Annotated in this window: 11 protein-coding genes; 7 read left to right on the top strand and 4 right to left on the bottom strand. The window is 50.5% G+C overall.

Annotated features, from left to right (window positions below):
* The first annotated feature begins 95 nt into the window (after window positions 1-95).
* The 5 genes from OGV89_RS00060 (at window position 96) to pmrB (ending at window position 5,863) form a co-directional block, all read left to right on the top strand.
* Window positions 96-857 carry an AraC family transcriptional regulator gene (locus tag OGV89_RS00060; protein WP_003031855.1) on the top strand — a complete coding sequence of 254 codons (762 nt, stop codon included), beginning with the start codon at window positions 96-98 and terminating at the stop codon, window positions 855-857.
* A gap of 127 nt (window positions 858-984) precedes the next feature.
* A complete protein-coding gene (gene adiC / locus OGV89_RS00065) occupies window positions 985-2,322 on the top strand; it encodes an arginine/agmatine antiporter (protein WP_003031853.1) in 1,338 nt (445 codons plus the stop codon).
* A 147-nt stretch (window positions 2,323-2,469) separates the two neighbouring features.
* Window positions 2,470-4,107, top strand: coding sequence for a phosphoethanolamine transferase EptA (gene eptA / locus OGV89_RS00070; RefSeq protein ID WP_286557956.1), 1,638 nt, complete (start codon window positions 2,470-2,472; stop codon window positions 4,105-4,107).
* A 4-nt stretch (window positions 4,108-4,111) separates the two neighbouring features.
* Window positions 4,112-4,780: a two-component system response regulator PmrA gene (pmrA, locus tag OGV89_RS00075; protein WP_003031849.1), complete on the top strand. Its 669-nt coding sequence runs from the start codon at window positions 4,112-4,114 to the stop codon at window positions 4,778-4,780.
* Window positions 4,781-5,863, top strand: coding sequence for a two-component system sensor histidine kinase PmrB (pmrB, locus tag OGV89_RS00080; RefSeq protein WP_003844779.1), 1,083 nt, complete (start codon window positions 4,781-4,783; stop codon window positions 5,861-5,863).
* Here the strand turns inward: pmrB and pmrR are convergent.
* On the bottom strand, window positions 5,857-5,946 hold the full coding sequence (pmrR, locus tag OGV89_RS00085; protein ID WP_008321468.1) for an LpxT activity modulator PmrR: 90 nt from the start codon (window positions 5,944-5,946) through the stop codon (window positions 5,857-5,859). The genes pmrB and pmrR overlap by 7 nt on opposite strands.
* Window positions 5,947-6,103: 157 nt before the next feature.
* Window positions 6,104-7,606 carry a glycine betaine/L-proline transporter ProP gene (gene proP, locus OGV89_RS00090; protein WP_044702152.1) on the bottom strand — a complete coding sequence of 501 codons (1,503 nt, stop codon included), beginning with the start codon at window positions 7,604-7,606 and terminating at the stop codon, window positions 6,104-6,106.
* Window positions 7,607-8,305: 699 nt separating this feature from the next.
* On the opposite strand from proP, the gene kdgT reads away from it, so the two are divergent.
* A complete protein-coding gene (gene kdgT, locus OGV89_RS00095; protein ID WP_003841132.1) occupies window positions 8,306-9,304 on the top strand; it encodes a 2-keto-3-deoxygluconate transporter in 999 nt (332 codons plus the stop codon).
* A gap of 30 nt (window positions 9,305-9,334) precedes the next feature.
* Here kdgT and OGV89_RS00100 read toward each other — a convergent pair whose 3' ends face one another.
* Both OGV89_RS00100 and crfC read right to left on the bottom strand, forming a co-directional pair.
* Window positions 9,335-10,228 carry a diguanylate cyclase regulator RdcB family protein gene (locus OGV89_RS00100; RefSeq protein WP_199999149.1) on the bottom strand — a complete coding sequence of 298 codons (894 nt, stop codon included), beginning with the start codon at window positions 10,226-10,228 and terminating at the stop codon, window positions 9,335-9,337.
* Window positions 10,225-12,582: a clamp-binding protein CrfC gene (gene crfC, locus OGV89_RS00105; protein ID WP_286557957.1), complete on the bottom strand. Its 2,358-nt coding sequence runs from the start codon at window positions 12,580-12,582 to the stop codon at window positions 10,225-10,227. Before crfC ends, OGV89_RS00100 begins: the two co-directional genes overlap by 4 nt.
* 539 nt (window positions 12,583-13,121) lie before the next feature.
* Here crfC and OGV89_RS00110 point away from each other — a divergent pair.
* The gene (locus OGV89_RS00110; RefSeq protein WP_003031835.1) at window positions 13,122-13,457 is read left to right on the top strand and encodes a zinc ribbon domain-containing protein YjdM; all 336 of its coding nucleotides are present in this window, start codon (window positions 13,122-13,124) and stop codon (window positions 13,455-13,457) included.
* The last annotated feature ends 110 nt before the right edge of the window (window positions 13,458-13,567 follow it).

Here is a 13,567-nt window from a genome sequence, read left to right on the forward strand (position 1 = left end):
ATTGCGGTCCTGGTTTCATCATACAATTTCAATTTAGCCGATTTGGCTCATCTGATGTTGAGCTACGGTGTTTTTTCATATTCCTGGAGTTGGGTATGAAGCTTTGCAGCAAAGAAGCTTGTGTTGTTGTATTAACGGAGAAGGATGTTTGGTTAAGGATTAACGGTAAAGAAGCCATCAGTTTAAAAGCTAATCATATGGCACTGGTGGCATGCGATAATAATATTATCGATTTTTCATCACTTAATAACGCATTGGTCGTACATATTAGCCGCGATATCATTAAAGACTATCTGCGCTTTTTAAATAAAGACCTTTCACAGATCCCACTCTGGCAACGCAGTGCCAGCCCAGTAATGACCTCAGCGTGTCTGACGCCGGATGTCTTCAGGGTGGCTGCCCAACATAGCGTAATGGACACAGTGAACGAAGCTGAAAGAGAGCGTACGCGCTCGCTACTGTTCACGGTGTTATCACGCTTTCTCGACAGCAAAAAGTTTATCTCTTTGCTCATGTATATGCTGCGCAACTGTATCAGCGACAGCGTTTATCACATTATTGAGAGCGATATACATAAAGACTGGAATTTAAGCATGGTTGCCAGTTGCTTATGCCTGAGTCCCAGTTTGTTAAAGAAAAAGCTCAAAAGTGAAAATACAAGTTACAGCCAAATAATTACCACCTGTCGCATGCGATATGCCGTCAATCAATTACTGATGGACGGCAAAAACATTTCCCAGGTCTCTCAACTATGTGGATATAACAGTACCTCATACTTTATCTCCGTATTCAAAGAGTTCTATGGGATGACGCCTCTGCATTATGTTAGTCAACATAGGGAGCCATCCGCCGCCTGATTTTTAATCAGTTAGCGATAAGCCATAATAATATCAGCATTAGCGATACCCCAGCTCCGTCATCATTAAACAGACTTTTGACGAGGTATGATAAGGCGTCATTTATCCTTATCAGGAGTTAGAAAATATGTCGACGGATGCTGATGCTCACAAAGTGGGCTTAATCCCCGTCACCCTTATGGTGTCGGGGAATATTATGGGTTCCGGTGTATTCCTGCTACCCGCAAACCTTGCGTCAACTGGCGGGATTGCAATCTACGGATGGTTGGTCACGATTATCGGTGCTCTGGCACTGTCGATGGTGTACGCCAAAATGTCGTCCTTAGACTCCAGTCCCGGTGGTTCTTATGCTTATGCCCGCCGCTGCTTCGGTCCTTTTTTGGGCTACCAGACCAACGTGCTGTACTGGCTGGCCTGCTGGATTGGTAACATCGCCATGGTGGTCATTGGCGTCGGTTACCTGAGCTACTTCTTCCCCATCTTAAAAGATCCGCTGGTCCTGACGCTGACCTGTGTCGTAGTACTGTGGATCTTCGTATTACTGAACATTGTCGGACCGAAAATGATCACCCGCGTGCAGGCCGTCGCAACGGTACTGGCACTGGTACCAATTGTCGGGATTGCCGTCTTCGGCTGGTTCTGGTTCCGCGGTGAAACCTATATGGCGGCCTGGAACGTCAGCGGCATGAACACCTTCGGCGCGATTCAAAGCACTCTGAATGTTACCTTGTGGTCATTTATCGGGGTAGAAAGCGCCTCCGTCGCGGCTGGCGTGGTTAAAAACCCCAAACGTAACGTACCTATCGCCACCATGGGCGGCGTGCTGATTGCCGCTGTTTGCTACGTGCTCTCCACCACCGCGATCATGGGTATGATCCCTAACGCGGCGCTACGTGTTTCAGCCTCTCCGTTCGGTGATGCCGCACGCATGGCGCTGGGTGACACCGCAGGGGCAATTGTCTCCTTCTGTGCTGCGGCCGGGTGTCTTGGTTCTCTGGGCGGCTGGACGCTGCTTGCCGGGCAAACCGCCAAAGCCGCAGCCGATGACGGCCTGTTCCCACCGATTTTTGCCCGCGTGAACAAAGCCGGTACGCCAGTGGCCGGGTTAATTATCGTCGGCATTCTGATGACCATCTTCCAGTTCAGCAGCATGTCGCCGAACGCAGCGAAAGAGTTTGGTCTGGTCTCTTCGGTCTCCGTTATCTTCACCCTGGTGCCGTATCTGTACACCTGCGCCGCGCTGCTGCTGCTCGGCCATGGTCACTTTGGTAAAGCACGCCCGATGTACTTACTGGTGACCTTTATCGCCTTTGTCTACTGCATCTGGGCGGTTGTCGGTTCCGGAGCCAAAGAAGTGATGTGGTCGTTCGTCACGTTGATGATCATCACCGCTCTGTACGCACTGAACTACAACCGGATCCATAAAAACCCGTATCCACTGGATGCCCCGGTAAACAATAACTAACACCAACAATCGTCGTGGCCCGATGGCGTAAGTTCATCGGGCCAACGTTCTCCCACCGCTCTTCGAAAAATCAACATTAAGAACTTAAGGTTGGCTTAATTTTACTTTGAGAGGATTTGCGCCACATAGTCGATGGAACCCCCCTTAATGTTAAAGCTCTTGTTTAAAAGGCCCACTCTCGGGCTAATCAGCTGGCTTCTGCTGATCTCATTTTATCTTGCGACCTTCCTGAACATTGCGTTCTATAAACAAGTGCTGCAAGACCTGCCTCTGGACTCTGTGCGTAACGTGCTGGTGTTTTTATCAATGCCGGTGGTCGCGTTCAGCGTCATGAACATTGTGCTGACACTGGCCTCATTCCTGTGGCTTAATCGCCTGGTGGCGTGCATTTTCATTCTGGTTGGCGCATCGGCCCAATATTTCATCATGACCTACGGCATCATCATCGACCGCTCAATGATCGCCAATATGATGGACACCACCCCCGCCGAAACCTTTGCTTTGCTGACGCCACAACTGCTCATCACGCTCGGGGTGAGCGGCATTCTGGCCGCACTTATTGCCTGCTGGGTAAAAATCAAACCGATCACGTCTGTCATGCGCAGCATACTGTTCCGTGGCGCGAACATTCTGATCTCCGCACTGCTGATCGTGCTGGTCGCTGCGTTCTTCTATAAAGATTACGCTTCACTGTTTCGCAACAACAAAGAACTGGTGAAATCCCTCAGTCCATCCAACAGCATTGTGGCGACGTCATCCTGGTATTCACACCAGAGGCTGGCCCACCTGCCGCTGGTACGCATTGGCGAAGATGCACACCGCAATCCGTTGATGGTGAAAGAAAAGCGTAAGAACCTGACGATTGTGGTTCTCGGCGAGACTTCACGTGGCGATAACTTCTCGCTGTCAGGCTATTCGCGCCAGACCAATCCGCTGCTGGAAAAAGATAATGTGGTCTATTTCCCCCGCACAACGTCCTGCGGAACGGCAACGGCAGTATCAGTACCCTGCATGTTCTCGGATATGCCACGCGCGCACTACGACGAAGAACTGGCGCAGCATCAGGAAGGCGTGCTCGACATTATTCAACGGGCGGGAATTAACGTTCTGTGGAACGATAACGACGGCGGCTGCAAAGGGGCTTGTGACCGGGTTCCACACCAGAATATGACTAAGCTGAACCTGCCGGGGCAGTGTATTGACGGTGAATGCTACGATGAAGTCCTGTTCCACGGGCTGGAAGAGTACATTAATAACCTGAAAGGCGACGGCGTGATTGTGTTGCATACCATCGGCAGCCACGGTCCGACCTATTACAACCGCTATCCTGCGCAGTTTAAGAAATTTACGCCAACCTGCGATACCAACGAAATCCATACCTGTTCACAGCAACAGTTGGTCAATACTTACGACAACACTATTCTTTACGTTGACTATATTGTTGATAAAGCAATCAATATACTGAAAGAGCACCAGGATAATTTCACCACCAGCCTGGTCTATCTTTCCGATCACGGCGAATCCTTAGGGGAAAATGGCGTCTATTTGCACGGCCTGCCGTATTCGATTGCACCTGATACGCAAAAACATGTGCCGATGCTGCTGTGGCTCTCCGAGGATTATCAGCAACGCTATCAGGTCTCTCAGACATGTTTGCAAAAACGGGCAAGCTCAGAAGATTTCTCACAGGATAATCTCTTCTCGACCTTGCTGGGATTAACGGGTGTACAAACACAGAAATATCAGGCGGCGGATGATATTCTGCAACCCTGCCGGGGAGGCTAAACGAATGAAAATCCTGATTGTTGAAGATGATACGTTGTTATTACAGGGACTGATACTCGCCGCGCAAACAGAAGGCTACGCCTGCGACGGCGTATCCACGGCCCGCGCAGCGGAGCAGTGTCTGGAGAGCGGACATTACAGTCTGGTGGTCCTCGACCTAGGCTTACCGGATGAAGACGGCCTGCACTTTCTGAACAGAATCAGACAGAAAAAATACACCGTGCCGGTACTTATCCTCACCGCCCGCGATACGGTGAAGGACCGGGTCAGTGGGCTGGACGTGGGGGCAGATGACTACCTGGTCAAACCGTTCGCACTGGAAGAACTGCACGCCCGCATCCGGGCACTGCTGCGTCGTCACAACAATCAGGGTGAAAGTGAACTCATTGTCAGCAATCTGACGCTGAATATCGGTCGTCGCCAGGTGTGGATGGACGGGCAAGAGGTTATCTTAACGCCGAAAGAATACGCACTCCTGTCGCGCCTGATGCTCAAAGCGGGCAGCCCGGTACACCGGGAAATTTTGTATAACGACATCTACAGCTGGGATAACGAACCGTCGACCAATACGCTGGAAGTGCACATTCACAACCTGCGCGACAAAGTCGGAAAATCTCGCATCCGCACGGTCAGGGGATTTGGCTATATGCTGGTTGCCACTGAGGAAAGCTAAGTGAAGCTGCTGCAATATCTAAAACAACCGCTCCCGCTTCGTCATCGTCTGATGCTAACGATTGGTCTTATTCTGCTGGTCTTTCAGCTGATTAGCACTTTCTGGTTGTGGCATGAAAGTACCGAGCAAATACAGTTATTCGAACAGGCATTGCGCGAAAATCGCAACAACGATCGCCACATCATGCATGAGATCCGCGAGGCCATCGCCAGTCTGATCGTCCCCGGCATCTTTATGGTCAGCCTGGCGCTGCTGATTTGCTACCAGGCAGTGCGACGTATTACTCGTCCGCTGGCAGATCTGCAAAAAGAGCTGGAGGCGCGGGCAGCCGATAACCTGACCCCGATTGAAATTCACAGCTCAACCATTGAGATCCAGGCGGTTGTCTCCGCGCTCAACGACCTGGTAACGCGGCTAACCAGCACGATTGAAAACGAACGCTTATTTACCGCCGATGTCGCTCACGAACTGCGCACACCGCTGTCAGGCGTGCGCCTGCATCTGGAATTATTATCCAAAACCCATAAGGTCGACGTTTCGCCGCTAATTGCCCGGCTAGATCAAATGATGGACAGCGTATCGCAACTGCTGCAACTCGCCCGCGTCGGACAGTCGTTTTCGGCCGGGAGCTACCAGCATGTCAAGCTGCTGGAGGATGTTATTCTGCCCTCCTACGATGAACTCAGCACCATGCTGGACCAACGTAAACAGACGCTGCTCCTGCCACAAAGCGCGGCGGACGTTGTCGTGCCTGGTGATGTTACGCTGTTGCGGATGCTACTACGAAATCTGGTGGAAAACGCGCATCGTTACAGCCCGGAAGGCACCCATATTACGATTAGCCTGAACACAGAGCAGGATGCCGTCCTTGCCGTTGAAGATGAAGGGCCGGGCATTGATGAAAGTAAATGCGGGGAGTTGAGTAAAGCGTTTGTGCGTATGGACAGCCGCTTTGGCGGAATTGGACTGGGGCTGAGCATTGTCAGTCGCATCACCCAGTTACATCAAGGGCATTTCTATTTGCAAAATCGCCAGGGAGCCAACGGCACTCGCGCATGGGTGGAATTGGCGAAAATTCAGTAAGAGCTCACCCATACATACAAAAAGCTGCTGACGATCAGCAAACTGCACACGGTGGTCAAACTTTCATAAATACGGGTTTTCATGACACTCTCCTCCGAAACTATGGAGGAGAGTTTGCCTGAAGGATATTAAGCCAACCTTAAGGCCACGCGCCGGATGGCGGCTGACGCCTTATCCGGCCTACAAAGTACAATGCTACCCGTAGGCCTAAAAGCTGCGTGCCATCAGGCAATGACACGATTACTCATCAATACGCGGATGCTGCTGCACCAGACGCGTGCGCTTAACCTGTAGTTCAGCAATTTCCTGATCGATATCTTCGATTTTCTGTTCAATGTTATCGTAGTGTTCGCCGAGGATCTCTTTCGCTTCCTGAATATCCGAAGCGGCAGGCGTGGCCCCTTTCAGCGGCTGATTGGCGGTCTCTTTCATGGTCACGCCGGTAATTAAACCAACCACCGCAATCACCATCAGATAATAAGCAGGCATCATCAGATTCTGCGAGCTTTCCACCAGCCATGCGGCCAATGTCGGAGTCAAACCAGCAATCAATACCGAGATATTAAACGCGGCGGCCAGTGCACTGTAGCGAATATGCGTCGGGAACATTGCCGGTAACGTGGACGCCATCACCCCGGTAAAGCAGTTGAGGATCACCGCCAACATCAGCAACCCGGCGAAAATCAGACCGATAACATTACTGTTAATCAGGATAAATGCCGGAATCGCCAGCACAAACAGCGCAATACTGCCCATGATCACAAACGGACGACGCCCGAAGCGGTCGCTGAGCAACCCCATAATCGGCTGCACAAACAGCATACCAATCATGATGGCGATAATAATCAACACACCGTGGTCTTCGGAGTAATGCAGGTTATGCGACAGGTAGCTCGGCATATAGGTGAGCAGCATGTAGTAGGTGACGTTGGTAGCAATCACCAGACCAACACATGCCAACAAGCTGCGCCAGTGCTTAGTCGCAATCTCTTTAAACGAAACCTTCGGACCTTCCTGTAGACCCTGACGATCGCCCTGCTCCAGTTTATCCACGTGCTGCTGGAACGCCGGCGTCTCTTCCAGCGCATGACGCAGGTACAGACCAATCAGCCCTAACGGTAGCGCCAGGAAGAACGGAATACGCCAGCCCCAGTCAAGGAAATTTTCCTCGCCGACGACGGTTGAAATCAGAACCACCACGCCCGCACCCAGCACAAACCCGGCAATCGAGCCGAAGTCCAGCCAACTGCCCATAAATCCACGCTTACGGTCCGGCGAATATTCCGCGACAAAAATCGACGCCCCGGTGTACTCTCCGCCGACCGAGAATCCCTGTGCCATCTTACACAGCAGCAGCAGAATCGGCGCCCAGATACCAATTGAGGCATACGAGGGAATAAGACCGATACAGAAGGTACTTATCGACATAATCACAATGGTGATAGCCAGTATCTTCTGACGACCGTATTTATCGCCGAGCATACCGAAGAACAATCCGCCAAGCGGTCGAATCAGAAAGGGAACAGAGAAGGTAGCGAGTGCAGCAACCATCTGCACGCTGGGGTCAGCCCCCGGGAAGAACACTTTACCTAATGCGTAAGCAACAAATCCATAAACACCAAAATCGAACCATTCCATCGCATTACCTAACGACGCTGCGGTAATGGCTTTTCGCAATTTACCGTCATCAATGATGGTAACGTCGCGCAGCGTTATCGGTTTTATTTTTTTCCTTTTTAGCATACTCGTCCTCATAGACTTAGCCCTGTCACGCTCCAGTTCGAGTCCCCCAACGCCCATGCGTCAAGGTCATCACCGAGCGGGGAACGCACAGGCGCATTCCCTGTAACAAGCGTAGCAGGTTTACTTACACTGACGAGAAACGCACAGTACAACCGAACCTGTTGACGCCTGATTGGGCGGTTAATGACCTCTTTACCCTAACAGCGTTTAAATTTGTGATCAACTTCACATATAGTTTTTCATTTCGTCAACATGCGTAAATTAGGTCATTCTTAGTCATCTTTTTTACATGTAACGCTTGTGATTTACTGACAATTAAATACAAGAATAAATCGCTTTATTGCACCAACAATCACAGCGGTCATTATTATTCTGCTAGCAAAAAAAACACCTAATCCCTTCACAAAAAGATCACAGCTTTTTTAATAATCAGAGCGACCGGGAACTTTTGCTCGGAATATGTGATGAAGATAACTAAAACATCGTTTTATTTTGATTGAATCAACGTTCCCATGAATGCAAAATAATTCCAGACGCAATATCCCTGGGAGCAGCAACACGCTCAACGTATGCCGCGTTAGATTTTATAAAACAAAGAGATAGCGAGTTTCTTTGTTAAGAAAAACCAGTAACCAGTTGAATTTATTAATTTTTACTCTCTTGCGCTAGTATTAGCGGCGACAAGACATGAGGACGTTTATGAAAATTAAAGCCACGATTGAACGCATCCCCGGTGGAATGATGTTGATTCCTCTGTTATTAGGCGCAGTGTTAAATACGTTAGCTCCGGATACCGGTGCGTATTTCGGTTCGTTTACCAAAGGAATGATCAGCGGAACGGTACCGATTCTGGCAGTGTGGTTTTTTTGTATCGGCGCATCTATTGATTTACGGGCAACCGGCACGGTATTACGCAAGTCCGGTACGCTGGTAATAACCAAAATAGCCGTGGCGTGGGTAGTGGCAATGATTGCGGCTTCATTTATTCCTGATACCGGTATTCAAACCGGGTTCTTTGCAGGCCTCTCAGTTTTGGCAATTGTCTCCGCAATGGACATGACCAACGGTGGTTTGTACGCCAGCCTGATGAACCAGTACGGCACCAAAGAAGAGTCCGGCGCATTTGTGTTGATGTCTCTGGAATCCGGCCCGTTGATGACCATGGTGATCCTCGGCTCCGCGGGTCTGGCCTCCTTCGAGCCACACCATTTTATCGGCGCGGTATTACCGTTCCTGATTGGCTTTACATTAGGCAACCTGGATCATGACCTGCGTTCTTTCTTCAGCAAAGCCACACCGGTGCTGATCCCGTTCTTCGGCTTCGCATTGGGTAACACCATTAACCTGAGCGTAATCGTTGATACCGGTCTGCTGGGTATCTTGCTGGGTGTCGCGGTTATCGTCATCACCGGTATCCCGCTGATTATTGCAGACCGTGTTATTGGTGGCGGGAACGGTACGGCAGGCGTGGCAGCCTCTTCAGCAGCAGGCGCTGCGGTGGCAAACCCGGTGATTATCGCCCAGATTAACCCGGCGTTCGAACCGGTTGCCGCATCCGCTACGGCGCTGGTTGCCGCCAGCGTAATTGTCACCGCCATTCTGGTGCCGATTATCACCGCGCTGTACGCCAAACGTTTTAATAAAAACCTGGTCGCCAACGAGACGGTGGCCACCCCGGCAGACTCTCTGCACCACTAACTCTGTCTTAGCCCCACTGACCGTCCCTGCTCAATTGATGAGTAGGGACGGTGCAAAAATCTCCTCAACCATCGCATCAGCCAGTCGTTTCGCCGAACACAATCGCGGCATTCCTAACGCCACATTTTGCCAACGCTGCGTCACCGACCAGCTCACCGGATGACGCTGCGCATCGCACCAGCCGCCTAACCAGCTCAGCATATCGTTATACTCGCCCGATCCGCCGACAACTGGCGTGCTGAGCCAATGATGATAGTAATGACGCGTAGCAGGCGCCGCATTCACGCTGTCCGCCAACGCCTGAGCGGCCATGGTTCGCAGGTTGTCTTTTAGCATTAACACCACATCGGCATTCGCTAACCGGCAGGCGTCACCGAAGGCTCCCCAGCGCAACTCCTCCAGCGCAACAAAACAGCGTCCAGGTAACGACCAACCGTCATATGTGCCAGCCCGCCAGCGGGTAAAAATTTGTTCGCTGTGTTCGCCCGCCTGAACCGTCAGGCCACGCTGGGTCAGCGCCTTCTCTTTATACGCAGCGCGTTGGGTAAACCAGTCAGTCAGTGAATTTATTTGTTGTAAAAGACCGGGGGTTGAAAGCCCACGCGGGTGTTCGGTTTGTTGTAAAAACCTCAGCCCTTCGGCAATACGCACCAGCGCCAGATGGCCTGGGTCGATCATGCCCGCCAACTTCTCTACCAGCTTAAGACGCATCACCAGATGCTCGCTGGATACTCCCGCCATCACCCACGCCCGTAGTTGTGTCTGGGATAACACCTCCTGCGTCAGACGCGCGCGAAGCCGCTGCTGCTGTTGCAGAAAACCGCCGGAACGTTTGGTTTCATCTCCCTGAACCAGATCGACCATAAACTTCGGGTAGACACACTCCAGCGTCCTCCCGGGGCCTTCCAGTAAAACGTTAGTCATGTGTGCTCGGTTGCAAAAAGGGTATTGATATCGTCACGCAGCAAACGGGAATCTTCATAAAGCCATGCCGCAATCGTAATGCGCTGCTGCAATTGCTCATTCATTGCATTCACCGCGGATTCATTTTGTTGGCGTAGCGTCAGACTCTCACTCAGGCTCGCCTGCAATTGCGCCAGACACAGTGAAAAATCTGCAAAAAACGTGGCCATGCCTGCCGTAACGGAAATATCGACCTGAGCAACTAAAGCTTTACGAATTTGTTGGCAAAACTGGGAGACATACTGCACAAGGTTCTTATGCAAAGCGCCCATATCAATGAGATAACGCGTTTTTGTTTCGACGTAATCATTCCATCCCCAGTTGGGTTGATTTAGCCAACGAGAGAAAGTGTCACGTACCGCACCACCAGTAGACGGCGCATTTTCTGCCGGAATATCCTGCTCAATGGCCTCGTTAAACAATTGGCGGGTATTGAAATTAAACATCGCTGTATGGAACGCTGGAAAACGGATCCGCGCACGAAAACCGGCGTGGTTTAGCTCCTCTTTCACCCTTTGCTCAATTGGCCGCATCGCGTCATTTAGCGCCCGGGAGAGTGTCGACTCAAGCTGTTCAAAACGCAGGGCTAAGTCACGGCTGATGCTTTCCTGCGCCGCCAGCAATACCCCCTCACAGGACGAGCGAATTTTATCTAACACAATTTTCGCCTGGCCTTCATCGTGCAGCACCAGCATTTCTCCGGCCATTTCTGCCGAGGAGACGCCAGTTCCCAGACTATGTTGTGACATCATCAGGACGTTTTCTTTGACAAAGAACGTGTTGATACCGCAAAGAATCTCGGTTTGTTGCTCTATGAGATAGGCTGCAGCAGCTTCCAGCGCCAGTTCTACTTCATGGCTGACTTCATCGCTCACCCGCCCCTGGCTCACTTCTAACTGCTGCATATCCTCTTCAATATGCGTGATGTTCAGCCGTAGTTCGTCATAGGCGACCGTTAACCCGTGGGCACGAAACTCCAGATATTCGTGCACGCTTTGCGCATAGTTCAATAACTTATGTGACGCTGAGCGTAGCGCATACAGCGATGCATTGGCGTAAGCGGCGTGAATCACTTTCTGGATAGGCTGTTCAAACAGCGAGTCTTCCCACAACAGGTCGGCGGCATGACGGATATGCTCCGTATCTTCAAGATCGGTGGTGCGCCAGCGTCTGCCAAGCGCCGCTTCGGCAAAATCCTGCACCCAACGTTGCACCTGATGATCCGGCAGTCGCCCACGGGCCGTCAGCTCATGACGCGCCCTGTTTGCCAGATAGCCCCACATAGAGGAAACCGGATAGATTCTCTCAGGGGCAATACCACCTTGCATCAACGTGCCAGAAATCAACGCCCGCACCTGCTCTTCATCGTCACTGTTGCGGTCTTTCTGATCGAACTTGTTCACCAGCGCATACAGCGGTACTGACTTGCCAACCGCCATAATCGCCTGACGCACTTCCTCATCAGAAATCGATTTCAATTGGGTGTAATCCAACACTGCCAGCACCGCAGAGGCCCGTACCAGCTGTTCATTAAGCATTTTTTGTAAGTGCGGTTGTCCCGCCTCGTTCGGCCCCGGCGTATCCAGCAACGTTAATTGCCCTGGGTAGCTTGCTTGTCCGGCCAAATGGACAAACTCAACCTCAATAACCGGAATATGCTCAATCGCGGCATAGGCAGCAAAAGGAAAATCAACATCCAATGCTTTTGACAGGCGCACCAGGTCGTTCAGGCTTTTAAGGCAATGGAAAATAGGCTGTGCGCCAAGATAATACCGTTCAAATGCCACGCCGGTTTCAATATGCTGCAGCAGGACATTCATATCCTTGTCAATTTCCAGGGTCTGCGTAAGACGCTGGCGATCGCACTCGCGCACACGCTGCTGTAAAACCTTCATTAAGGCATCAATCGGCGCGACATGTGAAAAATGCAGGACTGGCTCTTTCTGCCCCGGCGTATGACGAATTAGCGTTGGTAACGCCGTCATGGGGCGATTACGATTAGGTAAAACTTCTGTCCCTACAATCGCGTTAATCGTCGTCGATTTTCCCGCTTTCATCGTGCCAACAATCGCCAGCACCATTTCCAGACGCGTAATCTTGCGCAACTCATTATTGAGCGTTGCTTGCTGGACATCCATGCCACGCGCGCTGAAGTGCAGGGGCTGAACAACCTGACTGCTATGCTCTCCTTGTTTTAGCGCGACATCATCCAACGACGTCATGGGCAATTTTTGCAATTGCCTGAGATGTTCAAGCGAGAGCATCAGCAAGCGTTCCGCTTCCTGACTTAATTCATATATTGTCTGTGTGTGCATGGAAAATCTTTCCTTAACGCAAATAGCATTGCTTTTATTTAGCCCAATCGTTTTATTTATAGATTTTTTGGCTTTTATAATTACGTGTGGAAATAATTAAAATCAAAACAACCAATTGATATTATTAAAATAAGTTTGGCGTACAACCGCTGGCCTGAAACCTCTCACTTATCTAATAAGTAAGAAAGATAAACAGCGTAGTTCAGTTTTAAAAAATGCCAGCTTAATCCCCCTACTAAAATTAAGGGGGATTGAGATATTCAATCACAATGACTTAGACATCCGCAGGCGATGTTACCTATGAATATCAGATATTTCGCCTCACCTTATCTTAAATAACCTGACGTAGCAATTTCCCTTAAAAAATATTACCCCATACTTTCATTGAGGTAAAAGCAAAGGGTCTTTACAGCAGATCATTTGCGTAATCACGCAGTAGTCCCGACAAAAGCAGGGATTTTATGTATAATTGCGGCCTTTTTCGGCAATCTGCCATTTTTTGGGCGCATTTGCCCCTGCTGACTTTTGAGGAAATCCACATGTCATTACCACACTGCCCACAATGCAACTCCGAATACACTTACGAAGATAACGGCATGTTCATCTGCCCGGAATGCGCGCACGAATGGAACGATGCTGAACCGGCACAGGACAGCGACGAACTGATCGTTAAAGATGCCAACGGCAACCTGCTGGCCGACGGCGACAGCGTTACCGTCGTGAAAGACCTGAAGGTAAAAGGTAGCTCTTCCATGCTGAAGATCGGTACCAAAGTGAAAAACATTCGGCTGGTTGAAGGTGACCACAACATCGATTGCAAAATCGATGGCTTTGGCCCAATGAAGCTGAAATCTGAGTTTGTGAAAAAGAACTGATGCAAATTGCCTGATGGCACTACGCTCATCAGGTCTACACCAGCTCATCTGCCAGGCGGGAAGCTCATACTTCCCGCCTGGTTTATTTATGCAGACGATAACTACACTTA

The organism is Citrobacter sp. Cf125, from assembly GCF_030333935.1.
Lineage (GTDB): Bacteria > Pseudomonadota > Gammaproteobacteria > Enterobacterales > Enterobacteriaceae > Citrobacter > Citrobacter freundii.